General features: G+C 55.6%; 15 protein-coding genes. 10 read left to right on the forward strand and 5 right to left on the reverse strand.

Annotated features, from left to right (window positions below; translation table 11 throughout):
* Positions 1-28 precede the first annotated feature (28 nt).
* Both ACT9TW_RS08400 and ACT9TW_RS08405 read left to right on the forward strand, forming a co-directional pair.
* Entirely contained in the window at positions 29-1,081 is a 1,053-nt protein-coding gene (locus tag ACT9TW_RS08400; RefSeq protein WP_182059492.1) for a patatin-like phospholipase family protein, read from the forward strand.
* Positions 1,078-1,860, forward strand: coding sequence for a TatD family hydrolase (locus ACT9TW_RS08405; protein ID WP_446492112.1), 783 nt, complete (start codon positions 1,078-1,080; stop codon positions 1,858-1,860). The genes ACT9TW_RS08400 and ACT9TW_RS08405 overlap by 4 nt, the downstream gene beginning before the upstream one ends.
* On the opposite strand, the gene ACT9TW_RS08410 is transcribed toward ACT9TW_RS08405, so the two are convergent.
* Together ACT9TW_RS08410 and ACT9TW_RS08415 are read right to left on the reverse strand one after the other, a co-directional pair.
* Entirely contained in the window at positions 1,855-2,715 is an 861-nt protein-coding gene (locus ACT9TW_RS08410; RefSeq protein WP_446492113.1) for a YjjW family glycine radical enzyme activase, read from the reverse strand. The two genes, ACT9TW_RS08405 and ACT9TW_RS08410, sit on opposite strands and share 6 nt — an antisense overlap.
* Positions 2,690-4,237: a YjjI family glycine radical enzyme gene (locus tag ACT9TW_RS08415; RefSeq protein ID WP_446492114.1), complete on the reverse strand. Its 1,548-nt coding sequence runs from the start codon at positions 4,235-4,237 to the stop codon at positions 2,690-2,692. The genes ACT9TW_RS08410 and ACT9TW_RS08415 overlap by 26 nt, the downstream gene beginning before the upstream one ends.
* 263 nt (positions 4,238-4,500) lie before the next feature.
* Here ACT9TW_RS08415 and deoC point away from each other — a divergent pair, with 263 nt between their 5' ends.
* The 4 genes from deoC (at position 4,501) to deoD (ending at position 8,740) form a co-directional block, all read left to right on the forward strand.
* On the forward strand, positions 4,501-5,280 hold the full coding sequence (gene deoC / locus ACT9TW_RS08420; protein WP_446492115.1) for a deoxyribose-phosphate aldolase: 780 nt from the start codon (positions 4,501-4,503) through the stop codon (positions 5,278-5,280).
* A gap of 54 nt (positions 5,281-5,334) precedes the next feature.
* The gene (deoA, locus tag ACT9TW_RS08425) at positions 5,335-6,657 is read left to right on the forward strand and encodes a thymidine phosphorylase (RefSeq protein ID WP_446492116.1); all 1,323 of its coding nucleotides are present in this window, start codon (positions 5,335-5,337) and stop codon (positions 6,655-6,657) included.
* 53 nt (positions 6,658-6,710) lie between these two features.
* On the forward strand, positions 6,711-7,934 hold the full coding sequence (deoB, locus tag ACT9TW_RS08430; protein ID WP_446492117.1) for a phosphopentomutase: 1,224 nt from the start codon (positions 6,711-6,713) through the stop codon (positions 7,932-7,934).
* An 83-nt stretch (positions 7,935-8,017) separates the two neighbouring features.
* Complete coding sequence (deoD, locus tag ACT9TW_RS08435) at positions 8,018-8,740, forward strand: purine-nucleoside phosphorylase (protein WP_014068806.1); 723 nt, start codon at positions 8,018-8,020, stop codon at positions 8,738-8,740.
* Between the two features lie 83 nt (positions 8,741-8,823).
* Here deoD and lplA read toward each other — a convergent pair whose 3' ends face one another.
* Both lplA and ACT9TW_RS08445 read right to left on the reverse strand, forming a co-directional pair.
* Positions 8,824-9,840 carry a lipoate--protein ligase LplA gene (lplA, locus tag ACT9TW_RS08440; RefSeq protein WP_446492118.1) on the reverse strand — a complete coding sequence of 339 codons (1,017 nt, stop codon included), beginning with the start codon at positions 9,838-9,840 and terminating at the stop codon, positions 8,824-8,826.
* A gap of 39 nt (positions 9,841-9,879) precedes the next feature.
* Positions 9,880-10,524: a YtjB family periplasmic protein gene (locus ACT9TW_RS08445; RefSeq protein ID WP_182059500.1), complete on the reverse strand. Its 645-nt coding sequence runs from the start codon at positions 10,522-10,524 to the stop codon at positions 9,880-9,882.
* A gap of 117 nt (positions 10,525-10,641) precedes the next feature.
* Between ACT9TW_RS08445 and serB the strand changes: the two genes are divergently transcribed.
* The 3 genes from serB (at position 10,642) to nadR (ending at position 14,400) form a co-directional block, all read left to right on the forward strand.
* Positions 10,642-11,610 (forward strand): phosphoserine phosphatase, encoded by a 969-nt coding sequence (serB, locus tag ACT9TW_RS08450; RefSeq protein WP_446492119.1) that lies wholly within the window; start codon positions 10,642-10,644, stop codon positions 11,608-11,610.
* 11 nt (positions 11,611-11,621) lie between these two features.
* On the forward strand, positions 11,622-13,007 hold the full coding sequence (gene radA, locus ACT9TW_RS08455; protein ID WP_182059502.1) for a DNA repair protein RadA: 1,386 nt from the start codon (positions 11,622-11,624) through the stop codon (positions 13,005-13,007).
* A 160-nt stretch (positions 13,008-13,167) separates the two neighbouring features.
* Positions 13,168-14,400, forward strand: a complete 1,233-nt coding sequence (gene nadR / locus ACT9TW_RS08460; RefSeq protein WP_182059503.1) for a multifunctional transcriptional regulator/nicotinamide-nucleotide adenylyltransferase/ribosylnicotinamide kinase NadR — start codon at positions 13,168-13,170, stop codon at positions 14,398-14,400.
* 82 nt (positions 14,401-14,482) lie between these two features.
* Here the strand turns inward: nadR and ACT9TW_RS08465 are convergent, their stop codons facing one another.
* Positions 14,483-15,484 carry a zinc-binding alcohol dehydrogenase family protein gene (locus ACT9TW_RS08465; RefSeq protein WP_446492120.1) on the reverse strand — a complete coding sequence of 334 codons (1,002 nt, stop codon included), beginning with the start codon at positions 15,482-15,484 and terminating at the stop codon, positions 14,483-14,485.
* Between the two features lie 108 nt (positions 15,485-15,592).
* On the opposite strand from ACT9TW_RS08465, the gene ACT9TW_RS08470 reads away from it, so the two are divergent.
* Positions 15,593-16,492: a LysR family transcriptional regulator gene (locus tag ACT9TW_RS08470; protein ID WP_446492121.1), complete on the forward strand. Its 900-nt coding sequence runs from the start codon at positions 15,593-15,595 to the stop codon at positions 16,490-16,492.
* Positions 16,493-16,582: the final 90 nt, after the last annotated feature.

Consider the following 16,582-nt stretch of genomic DNA (forward strand, 5'->3'; position numbering starts at 1 on the left):
ACAAAACAAATAACGCAGGAAAGCAGAGGTGGGGCAACGAATTCCCGTTACGCTCGGCAATATTACGCCGCTGGCGCTTAAGCCGTTTCGTCCGGGCCAGCTTGCACTGGTGTGCGAGGGCGGCGGGCAGCGCGGTATCTTCACGTCTGGCGTGCTGGATGAGTTTATGCGTGCACAATTCAACCCATTCGACCTATTTTTAGGCACCTCGGCGGGGGCGCAAAACCTCTCCGCCTATGTGTGTAACCAGCCGGGCTATGCTCGGAAAGTGATCATGCGTTACACCACCTCGCGGGATTTTTTTAACCCGGTGCGCTTTGTTCGCGGGGGGAATTTAATCGATCTCGACTGGTTGTTAGATTCCACCGCCAGCCAGATGCCGCTGGCGATGGACACGGCATCGCGGCTGTTCGATACCGGAAAAGAATTCTGGATGTGCGCCAGCCGGGGCGATGACTACACGCCGGGGTATTTTTCACCGCAGAAAGAGAACTGGCTCGATATCATTCGTGCCTCCAGCGCCATTCCGGGGTTCTATCGCACTGGCGCAATGCTTGACGGGGTGAGCTACCTTGACGGCGGTATCAGCGATGCGGTGCCGGTACAGGAAGCCGCGCGCAGAGGGGCAAAAACCATTGTGGTGATCCGCACTGTGCCTTCGCAAATGTACTACACCCCACAATGGTTCAAGCGCATGGAGCGCTGGCTGGGTGATAGCAGCCTGCAGCCGCTGGTGAATATCGCCCAGCGACATGAAGCGAGTTACGGCGCAATGCAGCGCTTTATCGAAAAACCGCCGGGTAAGTTGCGGATCTTTGAGATCTATCCGCCGAAACCCTTGCTGAGCATGGCGCTGGGCAGCCGTTTACCTGCACTGCGTGATGACTATAAAACGGGGCGGCTTTGCGGGCGCTACTTCCTGGCAACGGTAGGTAAACTGCTGGCCGAGCACCCGCCTTTCCATCGACATAAACGGATCATAACGCCGCCTGCCATTGTGGCCAATGACGCACTGGCGATGCCGCGAGTCGACATTGCGCAGGCGAATGATACAACATTTGATAATGAGGATTTGGCGTGACGTACCGCTTTGTCGACACCCATTGCCACTTTGATTTTCCGCCCTTTACCGGTAATGAAGAACAAAGCATTGATCGCGCCGCGCAGGCGGGCGTTCAGGCGATCATCGTGCCTGCCATTGAAGCCGCTCACTTCGACCGTGTGCAGGATCTCGCCCGGCGACATGATGCACTGTATGCCGCACTCGGCCTGCATCCGATCGTTATTGAGCGCCATCTGGACGAGCATATCGACAGGCTGGACGAAATATTACGCACGCCCGAGAAGAAGCGGGTGGCTATTGGTGAGATTGGCCTGGATCTCTATCGCGAGGATCCGCATTTTGAACGTCAGCAGACTCTCCTCGACGCGCAGCTCCGGCTGGCAAAGCAGCACGATCTGCCGGTGATCCTCCACTCGCGCCGCACTCACGACAAACTGGCTCTGCACCTGAAACGCATAAATTTACCCCGTACCGGCGTGGTGCACGGATTTTCCGGCAGTTTGCAGCAGGCTGAACGCTTTATCGGGCTGGGCTATCGCATTGGTGTTGGCGGGACGATTACCTACCCGCGAGCCAGCAAGACCCGGGATGTGATGGCACAGCTACCGCTGACGGCGTTATTGCTGGAAACCGACGCACCCGACATGCCGCTAAACGGTTTTCAGGGGCAACCTAATCGCCCGGAACAGGCGGCGCGCGTATTCGACACGCTATGTGAACTGCGCAGAGAGCCTGCGGATGTGATTGCGGATGCCTTGCTGAGCAACACCTGCTCGCTGTTTGGCATTGCGCTATAGATAGAGCGCCGGGCGGATCACGGCGATCTTCTCTTTTTCCAGCGCCAGTGCCAGTGGCTCAATATCGGCAGGCGTTGCGCTACGCCAGCTGGCCGCCTCACCGTAAACCCCTTGTGCATGAAACGCGTTGATCCTCACCGGGATATTGCCCAGCGAGCGAATAAACACGATTAGCGCTTTGATATGCTCCAGATAATCGCACTTCTCAGGGATAACCAGTAACCGCAGCTCGGTCAGCCGGTTATGCTGCGCCAGCAAGCGGATGCTCTGCTTTATCTGCGGGTTTTCACGTCCGGTCAGGTAGCGGTGATGTTCGTTTCCCCAGGCTTTGAGATCCAGCATGGCACCATCGAGAGCCGGCAATAACTTCTGCCAGCCGGTTTCCCCGAGCAGACCGTTACTGTCGACCAGACGGGTCAAATGATGAAGGGTTGGCTCTGTTTTCATCGCTGTGAACAGTGCCACCAGAAACGGCAGTTGCGTTGTGGCCTCACCGCCACTCACGGTGATGCCATCGATAAACGGCGCGACTTTGCGAATGTGCGCGAGGATATCGTTTACGCTAAAGCGTTGCGCCATCGGTGTGGCCTGCTGCTGGCAAAGGTGCAGGCAGGTGTCACACTGTTTGCAGTCGCTTTCCTGCCACCAGACCCGCCCGGCCTGAATATTCAGCGCGTCGTGCGGACAATGGGGAACGCAGTCGCCGCAGTCGTTGCAGCGGCCGATGGTCCACGGGTTGTGGCAGGATTTACAGCGCAGATTACAGCCCTGGAGGAACAGCGTCAGGCGGCTGCCTGGACCGTCCACGCAGGAGAAGGGGATAATCTGACTAACTAAAGCGCATCTGTTGTTCATGGCTTACCACCCGTGGCTGGCGATCCAGGATACGTGTATTGCGCGCGGCTTCTTCTCCAAGCCAGGTGGTTTGGGTGCGCGACCCTTCCTCGCGGTATTTTTGCAGGTCTGATAATCGCACCATGTATCCGGTCACGCGGACCAAATCGTTACCCGCCACGTTGGCCGTAAACTCGCGCATCCCGGCTTTAAAGGCCCCCAGACACAGCTGCACTACTGCCTGCGGATTACGTTTTACCGTCTCTTCCAGGGTCAGAATATCGCTGATACCTGAAGGGTAATGCTGGTGATGTGGAGCAACCGCGAGCAGATGGCTAATCGGATCGGGTTCATCGCCGTACGGCAGGCGTGCGCCTGGCGTTGTCCCGATGTCCGAGCTTATCCCGGACTGCGCGTGCAGCAGGGCATGGTGATTCCAGCCATGCTTCACCGGCGTGTTTTCGACAAAAGCGGCGAGCTGCGCGCTGATGCGATAACCCAGCGCGTTGGCCTGTTCATCTTTACCGTAACGCCCGTCCATCCCGGCTTTTTCACACAGGGTGTTAACCGCCTCAGCAAGGCCATACATGCCAAACATCGGTACAAAACGATCGGCATCTATCAGCCCCTCTTTCACCAGGAAGCTATTCTCAAAGAAGCCCGATTTTTCATACAGGAAGTCGCAGCGCGCGTTGATGATGGCGATTTGCTGCTGGCAGTAGTGCGGAAGCGTGCGGGTGAAGAAATCATCAGGCGAATCGCTCTGTTCAGCAATAGCTTTCAGGTTGAGGCGTACCAGCGTGCTACCACCACCCGCCAGCGGCAGAGAATTGTAACAACTGACCACACCATAACGGCCTTTTGTGAAAATTTTATCATTTATCGGGCCGTTAGAAATATGAGGTTTGCTGCACTCACAAATATTTTTCGCCACCTCAAGCAGCAAATCATCTGGTGTAATTTCGGGATCATAAATGAAGGTTAAATTCGGTGAGACCTGCTTCAGCTCTGCATCAGCCCGTAAAATTGCCCGCGTAACAGGTGTATCCGCCGGGCCGATGTTTGCGTGCATAAAAGCATCTGGCAGTGTCCTGTCGAGATAGCGCCAGAAACGTTTTATGCGGCTATCGATTTCTTCTTGTGTTAGAATTCTAACATACGGTTGCAGTAGCGCATCAAGCTGGCCCAGATACACGGGCATGGATGTGACTGATGGAACATGGTGGTAAAGGATGGTTAACAGTGAGAGAGCATCATCAAGGTCTTTCGCACCTTCCAGCTCCAGCCATGCTGAACCGTTAGCCAGGAATTTTGCGTAATCCGGCAGAACGTAACGGGGTTTGAAAGGCGCATGGCCTTCGAACATGTCGCAGATAAAACCCGCGTCCAGCGCCGCTCTGGCGGCCTGTGGTAACGCAGGATAGGGAAGGGCGTTTTCCGCCTCCAGCGCCAGAAAATGACGTTTTTGCTCAGGTGTGAGTACCGGGCTTGTCACAATGTGCTGGCAACGTTGTTGCAGGGCGTCAGGGCTGAAGTGGGACATATTCACTTCCTTTATTGTTCTGCGATTGATGAGCGGATTGTAGGAAGTCACCCCACGGAGGCTTTTGATCCGACAGGGGTAATCGCTGCTTTAGTCAGCAGTTTGAGCAAGAAAATTTGAAGTTGATCTCATTACAGCAATGCAAATTTGTACGAAGTTTTCATTAACTGTGATGAATGTCGAAGTGTGTATGCGAGTGGATGTTAGAATACTAACAGAGCCGCAAGGTGAAATTTTATACGGCGATGCCGTTGGAGAATGTTATGACCGATTTAACTGCAAGCAGCCTGCGTGCGTTGAAACTAATGGACCTGACCACCCTGAACGATGACGACACCAATGAGAAAGTCATCGCTCTGTGCCATCAGGCAAAAACGCCTGTCGGTAACACCGCAGCCATCTGTATCTACCCGCGCTTTATCCCAATTGCACGTAAGACTCTGAACGAGCAGGGCACCCCGGATGTGCGTATTGCAACCGTGACTAACTTCCCGCACGGCAACGACGATATCGGTATTGCGCTGGCAGAAACCCGCGCGGCGATTGCTTACGGCGCTGATGAAGTAGACGTGGTGTTCCCATACCGCGCGCTGATCGCGGGCAACGAACAGGTTGGTTTTGACCTGGTGAAAGCCTGTAAAGACGCCTGTGCGGCGGCAAACGTGCTGCTTAAAGTGATCATCGAAACCGGTGAGCTGAAAGAAGAGCGCCTTATCCGTAAAGCATCTGAGATCGCTATCAAAGCCGGTGCAGATTTCATCAAAACCTCTACCGGTAAAGTGCCGGTCAACGCGACCCCGGAAAGCGCGCGCATCATGATGGAAGTCATTCGCGATATGGGCGTGTCCAAAACCGTTGGTTTCAAACCTGCGGGCGGCGTGCGTACCGCGGAAGACGCGCAGCAGTTCCTGGCGATTGCAGACGAGCTGTTCGGCGCTGACTGGGCGGATTCCCGTCACTACCGCTTCGGCGCATCCAGCCTGCTGGCAAGCCTGCTCAAAGCGCTGGGTCACGGCGACGGTAAGAGCGCAAGCAGCTACTAATTTTTGAATGACCGGGTGGCGCATAGCGCTCCCGGCCTACTTCGGGAGGTTACCGTGTTTCTCGCACAAGAAATTATTCGTAAAAAACGTGATGGTCGCGCATTAAGCGACGAAGAGATCCGCTTCTTTATCAACGGCATTCGCGATAACACCGTCTCTGAAGGGCAAATTGCTGCTCTGGCGATGACCATCTTTTTCCACGATATGTCGATGCCTGAACGTGTCTCGTTGACCATGGCGATGCGAGATTCAGGGACCGTTCTGGACTGGAAAAGCCTCAACCTTAATGGCCCTATTGTCGACAAACACTCTACCGGCGGTGTGGGTGATGTTACCTCACTGATGCTTGGCCCAATGGTTGCGGCCTGCGGTGGTTATATTCCGATGATCTCCGGGCGTGGCCTGGGTCACACCGGCGGCACGCTGGATAAACTGGAAGCCATTCCGGGCTTCGACATCTTCCCGGATGACAATCGCTTCCGCGATATTATTAAAGACGTTGGTGTGGCAATTATCGGCCAGACCAGCTCTCTTGCACCGGCGGACAAGCGTTTCTACGCCACCCGCGACATTACCGCGACTGTTGACTCCATCCCGCTGATCACCGCTTCGATCCTCGCCAAAAAACTGGCGGAAGGCCTGGATGCGCTGGTGATGGACGTGAAAGTGGGCAGCGGCGCGTTTATGCCAACCTATGAGCTTTCCGCCCAGCTTGCTGAAGCGATCGTTGGCGTTTCCAACGGTGCTGGCGTGCGCACCACCGCGCTGCTGACGGACATGAATCAGGTGCTGGCATCCAGCGCAGGTAACGCCGTTGAAGTGCGCGAAGCTGTGCAGTTCCTGACGGGTGAATACCGTAACCCACGTCTGTTCGACGTCACCATGGCGCTGTGCGTTGAGATGCTTATCTCCGGCAAGCTTGCCAAAGATGATGCCGAAGCTCGGGCGAAATTGCAGGCTGTGCTGGATAACGGCAAAGCGGCAGAGATCTTCGGTCGTATGGTGGCCGCGCAGAAAGGCCCAACCGATTTCGTGGAAAACTACGCGAAATACCTGCCAACGGCGACGCTCAGCAAAGCGGTCTATGCCGATACCGAAGGCTTTATTTCCGCAATGGATACCCGTGAGCTCGGTATGGCGGTGGTGTCGATGGGTGGCGGTCGTCGTCAGGCATCTGACACGATTGATTACAGCGTTGGCTTTACCGACATGGTTCGTCTGGGCGACAGCGTCGACGGCCAACGTCCGCTGGCGGTTATCCACGCGAAAGACGAAGCCAGCTGGCAGGATGCGGCGAGAGCGGTGAAAGCGGCAATCACGCTTGATGATAAAGCACCAGAAAGCACACCGACTGTCTATCGCCGTATCACTGAATAACTGTATACTGATCTGATCGCTATTTTTTGAAGCACTAAGTACGGAGAACAATTATGAAACGTGCATTTATTATGGTGCTGGACTCATTCGGCATCGGCGCAACCGAAGATGCAGAACGTTTTGGTGACGTGGGTTCCGATACCATGGGTCACATCGCTGAAGCCTGCGCCAAAGGTGAAGCGGACAACGGTCGTAAAGGCCCTCTGACTCTGCCAAACCTGACCAGCCTCGGCCTGGTGAAAGCGCATGAAGGTTCCACCGGCAAAATCGCAGCCGGTATGGACGGTAACGCAGAAGTGGTGGGCGCATACGCCTGGGCGCACGAGCTCTCTTCCGGTAAAGATACCCCGTCTGGCCACTGGGAAATCGCCGGTGTTCCGGTTCTGTTCGAATGGGGCTATTTCTCCGATCACCAGAACAGCTTCCCGCAGGAACTGCTGGATAGACTGGTGAAGCGTGCAAACCTGCCGGGTTACCTCGGTAACTGCCACTCCTCCGGTACCGTTATTCTGGATGAGCTCGGTGAAGAGCATATGAAAACCGGCAAACCGATTTTCTATACCTCTGCTGACTCCGTGTTCCAGATTGCCTGCCACGAAGAGACCTACGGCCTGGATAAGCTGTACGAGCTGTGCGAAATCGCCCGTGAAGAGCTGACCGAAGGCGGCTACAACATTGGCCGTGTTATCGCGCGTCCGTTTATCGGCGACAAAGCGGGTAACTTCCAGCGTACCGGTAACCGTCATGACCTGGCTGTTGAGCCGCCAGCACCGACTGTGCTGCAAAAACTGGTTGAAGAGAAAGACGGCCACGTGGTTTCCGTGGGTAAAATCGCGGATATCTATGCCAACTGCGGTATCACCAAAAAAGTGAAAGCTACTGGTCTGGATGCGCTGTTCGATGCCACCATCAAAGAGATGAAAGAAGCAGGCGACAAGACTATTGTCTTCACCAACTTCGTGGACTTCGACTCCTCCTGGGGACACCGTCGCGATATCGCCGGTTATGCTGCCGGTCTGGAGCTGTTCGACCGCCGTCTGCCAGAGCTGATGGAGCTGGTGGGTGAAGATGACATTCTGATCCTGACCGCTGACCACGGCTGTGACCCAAGCTGGACCGGTACTGACCACACCCGTGAGCACATTCCGGTGCTGGTGTATGGTCCAAAAGTGAAACCTGGTTCTCTGGGCCACCGTGAAACCTTCGCGGATATTGGCCAGACAATTGCAAAATACTTTGGTACGTCCGACATGGAATATGGCAAAGCCATGTTCTGAGGCACATTGGGTGCGGCCTGATGCCCTCACCCCAACCCTCTCCCACAGGGAGAGGGAGAATTTAAAATGAAAAGGAACTGAAGATGGCAACTCCACACATTAACGCAGAAATGGGCGATTTCGCTGACGTTGTTCTGATGCCAGGCGACCCGCTGCGTGCGAAGCACATCGCTGAAACCTTCCTGGAAGATGTGCGTGAAGTGAACAACGTGCGTGGCATGTTGGGCTTCACCGGGACTTACAAAGGCCGCAAGATCTCTGTCATGGGACACGGTATGGGTATCCCATCCTGCTCGATCTACACCAAAGAGCTGATCACCGATTTCGGCGTGAAGAAAATCATTCGTGTAGGCTCCTGCGGCGCGGTTCGTATGGACGTGAAACTGCGTGATATCGTTATCGGCATGGGTGCATGCACCGATTCCAAAGTGAACCGTATGCGTTTCAAAGATCATGACTTTGCTGCGATTGCAGACTTCGGCATGGTACGTGACGCGGTTGACGCGGCAAAAGCGCTGGGCGTTGACGCTCGCGTGGGCAACATCTTCTCTGCTGATCTGTTCTATGCACCAGACGGCGGTGAAATGTTCGACGTGATGGAAAAATACGGCATCCTGGGCGTGGAAATGGAAGCGGCAGGTATCTACGGCGTAGCGGCTGAGTTTGGTGCAAAAGCGCTGACCATCTGCACCGTGTCTGACCACATCCGTACGCACGAGCAGACGACTGCTGCTGAGCGTCAGACCACCTTCAACGACATGATCAAAATCGCGCTGGAATCCGTTCTGCTGGGCGATAAAGAGTAAGACCTGTTGTGCCGGGTGGCGGCTTCGCCTGACCCGGCCTACTGTGTTGTAGGCCCGCTAAGCGTAGCGCCAGCGGGCTTTTTTTAGCGCACAGCCCGCGCAATCCACGCCGACAATTCACGTAGTTCTTTTTCCTGTTCCGGGAAATCCACCAACAACGCACCGCACTCCTGTTGAAGCACGTCCGGATGATAAAGACAGCCCTGCAAACGTGCCGCCAGCGCTTCTAACGGGGCCGGATTAAGGCTATCGGTAAAGACCTGTGTCCGGGTGATATGACCTTTATCAACGTCAAAATGCAGCTCTACGCCGCCCCAGGTAAAGCGCTCATCCAGCAGGTGAGAGAACGCCGGTGCCTGCCCAAAGTTCCACTCCCAACTGCTCTGGCGGGCGAAGGTTTCCGCGAAGTTCGGCAGATCGGGTGTCTTGTCGGGTGAAATCACTTCTGCTTCGACGCCTTCACCGTAATGGGCAAAGAACGCCTCGCGGATAGCCTCGCAAATCTGTTCGTGTGTGACGCCAGGCAGCAGCTCAACCAGATTCGCGACGCGGCCGCGTACGGAAGTGATGCCTTTAGCCTGGAGCTTTTTCTTGTCCGGGTTAAGGTAGTTGGCCAGACGGCTGAGATCGGCGTTGAGCAGCAGTGTGCCGTGATGGAAACCGCGATCTTTGGTTTCGCGATACGCCGAGCCGGAAACCTTGCGATCGCCTTCCTCTGTACTGACCACCAGATCATTGCGCCCGGACGCTTCAGCCTGAACGCCAAGCGCGTTCAGGGCATTGAGCACGATGGCCGTGGAGATGGTTTTATCGTACTCCGGTTTACCCGCCATAAAGGTAAAGCAGGTGTTGCCCAGATCGTGAAACACCGCGCCGCCCCCGCTGCTCCGGCGTGCCAGACGGACGTTATCCTCTTCCATACGCCGAGTGTTGCACTCTTTCCATGGGTTTTGCGCCCGGCCAATGACCACGGTATCGGCGTTACGCCACAGGAAGAGTACGCGTTGGGTGGCGGGCATCTGGCGGAAGATGCACTCTTCCACCGCGAGGTTAAACCAGGGATCGTAAGAGTCAGAGATAAGCAGGCGTAATGTCGTCATGGCAAAGTTCCTTTTCCGAATCATCCGCCCACTTTATCACTAATCTTTCTTCTCGCTCTCTTCGTCTTCAGGAATAGACTTGCTGGCGGTCAGCAGGAAGGGGGACTGCTGCCAGCGTGTGCGTTTTCCCTGCAACAGGGTACGCGCCAGCACCACGCCAATGGCCAGCGAAAGCAGCAACATCAGGCGCAGAATATTGGTGGTGTTATCCACCTGTTTGGCTTCGGTAGGCAGAGTGTGGGTGTCGAGCGTCAGGCGCAAATATCCCAGCGGACCATTTTTCCCCTGAATAGGTTCGACGATTTGCTGGTTGAAGTAGCCCCCGGCTTTTTTACCGTCCAGCGCCAGCCTGTCGCGCACGTCGACGTGCTCACCCGCACGGGCGATCAGGTCGCCCTGTTCGTCATAGACTCCGGCATCCAGAATACGGCTGTTCTCCGTAAGCTGGCGTAATACCTGGCTTATTCGCTTGTCATCCGGCGTTTCAGTACGCATAGATGGCGCAACGTTAAGGGTCACCTGACGCGCCAGGGTGCGGGCCAGTTCTTCAAGTTGCGGATTGCGTTGCCGTTGATGATTCTGGCTAAACCATGATGCCCCTTGCATCAGCGCCACCAGGAGCGCCAGACAGATAAGGACAATCACGGCACGATGAAGCCGGAATTTCAGTTTTGCGCGAGCCATATTCCACCTGCTGAAAATTTACGGCTTAATGTTGCCAGAAGTGATGGTTACAGGGTAGCCTCATGCGTTATTTTCCCTCTGGAACCTTCCGGCGCGAACGAAATTACAGGAGCTTCAATGCCGAACATTACCTGGTGCGACCTGCCAACGGATGTCTCTTTATGGCCAGGATTGCCGCTCTCTTTAAGTGGTGATGAGGTGATGCCTCTGGATTACCACGCCGGTCGTAGCGGCTGGCTGCTGTACGGACGCGGCCTTGATAAGCAGCGCCTGACGCAATATCAAACCAAACTGGGTGCCGCGATGGTGATCGTTGCAGCCTGGTGCGTGGAGGATTACCAGGTTATTCGCCTGGCCGGTTCCCTGACGCAGCGCGCCACGCGCCTGGCACACGATGCCGGGCTGGACGTGGCCCCGCTGGGCAAAATCCCGCATCTGAAAACGCCAGGTTTACTGGTCATGGATATGGACTCTACCGCCATCCAGATCGAGTGCATCGACGAAATAGCCAAACTGGCCGGCAGCGGTGAGATGGTGGCAGAAGTGACGGAACGCGCGATGCGTGGCGAGCTGGACTTTACCGCAAGCCTCAGACAACGCGTGGCAACCCTGAAAGGGGCCGATGCCAATATTCTACGTCAGGTGCGTGATGAGCTGCCGCTGATGCCTGGGCTGACGCAATTAGTGCTGAAGATGGAAACGCTGGGCTGGAAAGTGGCAATTGCTTCTGGTGGTTTCACTTTCTTCGCCGATTACCTGCGTGACAAGCTGCGCCTGACCACCGTGGTGGCGAACGAGCTGGAGATCATGGACGGTAAACTCACCGGTCAGGTGATTGGCGATATCGTGGACGCGCAGTACAAAGCCAATACGCTGAACCGCCTGGCAGAGAAATATGAAATTCCGGTCGTGCAGACCGTGGCGATTGGCGATGGCGCCAACGATCTGCCGATGATCAAAGCAGCGGGTCTTGGCATTGCTTACCATGCCAAGCCAAAAGTGAATGAAAAGACGGAAGTGACCATCCGTCATGCTGACCTGATGGGGGTGTTCTGCATTCTCTCTGGCAGCATTAATCAGAAATAACGAGGTAAACCGTGGCGAAAGCTCCAAAACGCGCATTTGTCTGTAATGAATGTGGCGCGGATTATCCGCGCTGGCAGGGGCAATGCAGTGCCTGTCATGCCTGGAACACCATTACCGAAGTGCGTGGTGTGGCGGCTTCGCCGAGCGTGGCCCGCAATGAGCGCCTGAGCGGCTATGCGGGGAATGCCGGTGTGGCGAAAGTCCAGAAGCTCTCGGACATCAGCCTGGAAGAGTTGCCACGTTTCTCTACCGGATTCAAAGAGTTCGACCGTGTGCTTGGCGGTGGGGTGGTGCCGGGTAGCGCCATTCTTATCGGCGGTAACCCGGGGGCCGGTAAATCGACGCTGCTGCTGCAAACCCTGTGCAAACTCGCCGAGCAGATGAAAACCCTGTATGTCACCGGGGAAGAGTCATTGCAGCAGGTGGCGATGCGTGCGCACCGTCTTGGTCTGCCGACCAGCAACCTGAACATGCTCTCGGAAACCAGCATCGAACAGATTTGCATGATTGCTGAAGAAGAGCAGCCGAAGCTGATGGTTATCGATTCCATCCAGGTGATGCACATGGCGGATATCCAGTCTTCGCCAGGCAGTGTGGCTCAGGTGCGCGAAACCGCAGCCTATCTGACACGCTTTGCCAAAACGCGCGGCGTGGCGATTGTGATGGTTGGCCACGTAACCAAAGATGGCTCGCTTGCCGGGCCGAAAGTGCTCGAACACTGTATCGACTGCTCGGTGATGCTCGACGGCGATGCGGACTCCCGTTTCCGTACGCTGCGCAGCCATAAAAACCGCTTTGGCGCGGTGAATGAGCTGGGCGTCTTTGCCATGACCGAACAGGGGCTGCGTGAAGTCAGTAATCCGTCAGCCATCTTCCTCAGCCGTGGTGATGAAGTCACCTCCGGCAGTTCGGTGATGGTGCTCTGGGAAGGTACGCGCCCGCTGCTGGTGGAAATCCAGGCGCTGGTGGATGTCTCGATGATGGGCAACCCGCGGCGTGTGGCGGTTGGCCTGGAGCAGAACCGGTTAGCTATCCTGCTGGCCGTGTTGCACCGTCACGGCGGCCTGCAAATGGCGGATCAGGACGTCTTTGTTAACGTGGTGGGCGGCGTTAAAGTCACCGAAACCAGTGCTGACCTCGCATTGCTGCTGGCGATGGTGTCCAGCCTGCGCGACAGGCCGCTACCGCAGGATCTGGTGGTCTTTGGCGAAGTAGGTCTTGCCGGGGAAATTCGCCCGGTGCCGAGCGGCCAGGAGCGTATTTCTGAGGCTGCCAAACACGGGTTCCGTAGGGCCATTGTGCCAGCGGCGAACGTGCCGAAAAAAATCCCTGAAGGGATGCAGGTTTTCGGCGTGAAGAAACTCGCAGATGCATTAAGTGTCTTTGACGACTTATAATTATACCCGTCATACTTCAAGTTGCATGTGCGTTGGCTGCGTTCGCTTACCCCGGTCACTTACCTTTAGTAAGCTCCGGGGATGCGCTTACTTGCCGCCTTCTTGCAACTCGAATTATTTAGGGTATGTGTATTCGATGTTGCAGGAGGCACCGTAATTAATGTCATCATTTGACTATCTCAAGACCGCAATTCGCCAGAAAGGCTGCACCTTGCAGCAGGTGGCGGATGCCAGCGGTATGACCAAAGGCTATCTGAGCCAACTGCTGAATGCCAAAATCAAAAGCCCCAGTGCGCAAAAGCTGGAAGCATTGCATCGCTTCCTGGGGCTAGAATTTCCGCGTATGCAAAAGAACATCGGTGTGGTTTTTGGCAAGTTTTACCCGCTGCATACCGGGCATATCTATCTGATCCAGCGCGCCTGTAGCCAGGTTGATGAGTTGCACATCATCATGGGCTACGACGAAAAACGTGACCGAGAATTGTTCGAAGACAGCGCCATGTCGCAACAGCCGACGGTGCCGGATCGCCTGCGCTGGCTGCTCCAGACCTTTAAGTATCAGAAAAATATTCGTATTCATGCGTTCAATGAAGAGGGCATGGAGCCGTATCCGCACGGCTGGGACGTGTGGAGCAATGGCGTGAAAGCCTTTATGGAAGAGAAGGGGATCGCGCCTAACTGGATCTACACCTCTGAAGAGCTAGATGCCCCGCAGTTCCGCGAGCATCTGGGTACGGAAACGGTGCTTATCGACCCAAAACGCACCTTTATGAGCATCAGCGGGGCGCAGATCCGTGAAAACCCGTTCCGCTACTGGGATTACATTCCGACTGAAGTGAAACCGTTCTTTGTGCGTACGGTAGCCATTCTGGGCGGTGAGTCGAGCGGTAAGTCGACGCTGGTCAACAAGCTGGCGAACATCTTTAACACCACCAGTGCCTGGGAGTACGGGCGTGATTATGTCTTCTCCCATCTGGGCGGCGATGAGATGGCGCTCCAGTATTCTGACTACGATAAGATTGCGCTTGGACACGCGCAGTACATTGATTTTGCAGTGAAGTACGCCAACAAGGTGGCGTTTATCGATACGGATTTCGTCACCACGCAGGCGTTCTGTAAAAAGTACGAAGGCCGCGAACACCCGTTCGTCCAGGTGCTGATTGACGAATACCGCTTCGACCTGGTGATCCTGCTGGAAAACAACACGCCGTGGGTTGCTGATGGGATGCGCAGCCTTGGCAGCTCAGTAGACAGAAAAGAGTTCCAGACCATGCTGGTGGATATGCTGCACGAGAACAACGTGGAGTTTGTGCATGTTGAAGAATCAGACTACGACAACCGCTTCCTGCGCTGTGTGGAGCTGGTGAAGGAAATGATGGGCGAGCAGGGGTAAAACACTTACCCCTCACCCTAACCCTCTCCCCGGACTGTACAACTGTACAGGGGAGAGGGCAGGGTGAGGGGGAACAACCCACTCAGTACTCAACCACGACTTTCCCCCGCATATGTCCGTCCAGCACTTTACGGTGTGCCTCACTGATGCTTTCCACGCTCAATCCGTGCAGTGTTTCACTGAGTGAGCTTTCCACCACGCCATTATCTACCAGCTTCGCCACCTCGTTTAAGATCTCGCCCTGGCGTGCCATATCTGCGGTCTGGTACATGCTGCGGGTGTACATAAACTCCCAGTGCAGTGCGGCGGATTTGGATTTAAGTTTGTTCTGATCCAGCGGATGTTCGTTCTCGACGATTGTACAAATATGCCCCTGAGGTGCGATCAGGTCGCTCACGGTATCCCAGTGGCCGTCGGTATCATTGAGGATGAAAATATAATCCACAAAGTTGAGTCCCTGTTTTGCCAGTTCGCCTTTCAGATCGCGGTAGTTCACTACCATGTCTGCACCGCGATCCCGACACCACTTAGCTGAATCTTCCCGCGAGGCGGTGGCGATCACTTTTACCTTGCTGTTGTGCTTCGCAAACGGGATCGCAAGCGATCCCACACCGCCCGCACCACCAATGATCAGCAGTGTTTTATCCTGCCCGGCATCCTGAATGTTCAGCCGCTCAAACAGCCCTTCCCACGCCGTCAGGGCGGTCAGTGGCAATGCAGCCGCAGCGGCCCAGCCCAGGCTTGCAGGCTTGCGCCCGACGATACGGGCATCAATCAGCTGATGCGTGGTGTTGCTACCCGGGCGGGTGATGTCACCTGCGTACCACACTTCATCGCCCGGTTTGAATCCGGTCACGCTTGCCCCAACGGCTTTAACGATGCCGCTGGCATCCCAGCCAAGAATTCGTGGGTCTTTCAGGCCATTTTTGGCAATACCTGCGTGAACTTTGGTATCGACCGGATTAATGGAAACGGCTTTCACCTCGACCAGCAGGTCGTGTTCACCGGGCTGTGGCATCGGTTGGGAAATTTCAATAAAAGCAGCAGGATTTTCTGGGTTAACGGCAATAGCTTTGACTGACATGGTGAGCTCCTCAATGGAATGCGTTTTGTTGAGGCTAGTCTATTAAGTGGTCAGTTGCGTGATAAGATGGACAATCGAGAACGAAGTGTTCGCACAGGATGAACAATCATGTTTAAGCAGCTTCAGGATATGGCGCTGTTCGCGCTGGTGGCAGAAATGAGCAGTTTTACTGCGGCAGCGCAAAAGGCCGGGCTGCCAAAATCCAGCGTGAGCCAGCGGATCAGCCAGCTTGAACAACAGGTGGGGATCAGGCTGCTGAACCGCACTACGCGTAAGCTCAACCTGACCTTTGCGGGCGAGCATTATCTGGTGCATTGTCGGGAGATGCTGGCGGCCAGCGAGCGTGCCGAGTACGCCATTCAGCGGCTGCGGGAAAACCCCAGCGGGCGACTGCGGATCACCTGTCCGGCAGGGATTGGCGCGACGCTGCTGGCGCATATGAATGCCGATTTTCAACTGCGCTACCCGGATGTCTCGCTGGATGTCTCTATCTCTGACGATGTACTGGACCTGGTGGCGTCCGGGTTCGACGTGGCGCTGCGTACCGGTAAGCCGCAGGATTCATCGCTGATTGGCCGCATGATTGGGCACTGCCCGCGTTATATGCTGGCCTCGCCGGGCTACCTGGCACAGAGGGAGCCGCTTAGCCATCCCCGTCAGTTGGTGGAACATCGCTGTATTACCCATAAGTCGTGGTCAGAATGGCTGTTACAAAGTGAGAGCGAGGATTACCGCTATCTGCCGGATAACGCCCATATGACGGATAACCTGGTGTACGCCCGCGAATGTGCCATCGCAGGCGCCGGCATTACGCTGCTGCCTGCTTTTCTGCTGGAAGATAAGGTGGAAAAGGGGGCGTTGGTCAACGTGCTGCCAGAGTGGAATGTCGAAGGGAATGACCTGTGGCTGGCCTATCCGAGCCGCAAGCTGAATTCGCCGGCACTGATGAGCTATATCGACTTTGCGATGCAGTTTGATGAGGTGAAGCGGTTTTACGTGGGGCGGTGAAACTGTGCGGCCTGATGCCCTCACCCTGACCCTCTCCCACGGGGAGAGGGAACAAACATAAAAAACGGCAACCGAGGTTGCCGTTTTGCT

It is taken from the genome of Enterobacter sp. C4G1, from assembly GCF_052886895.1.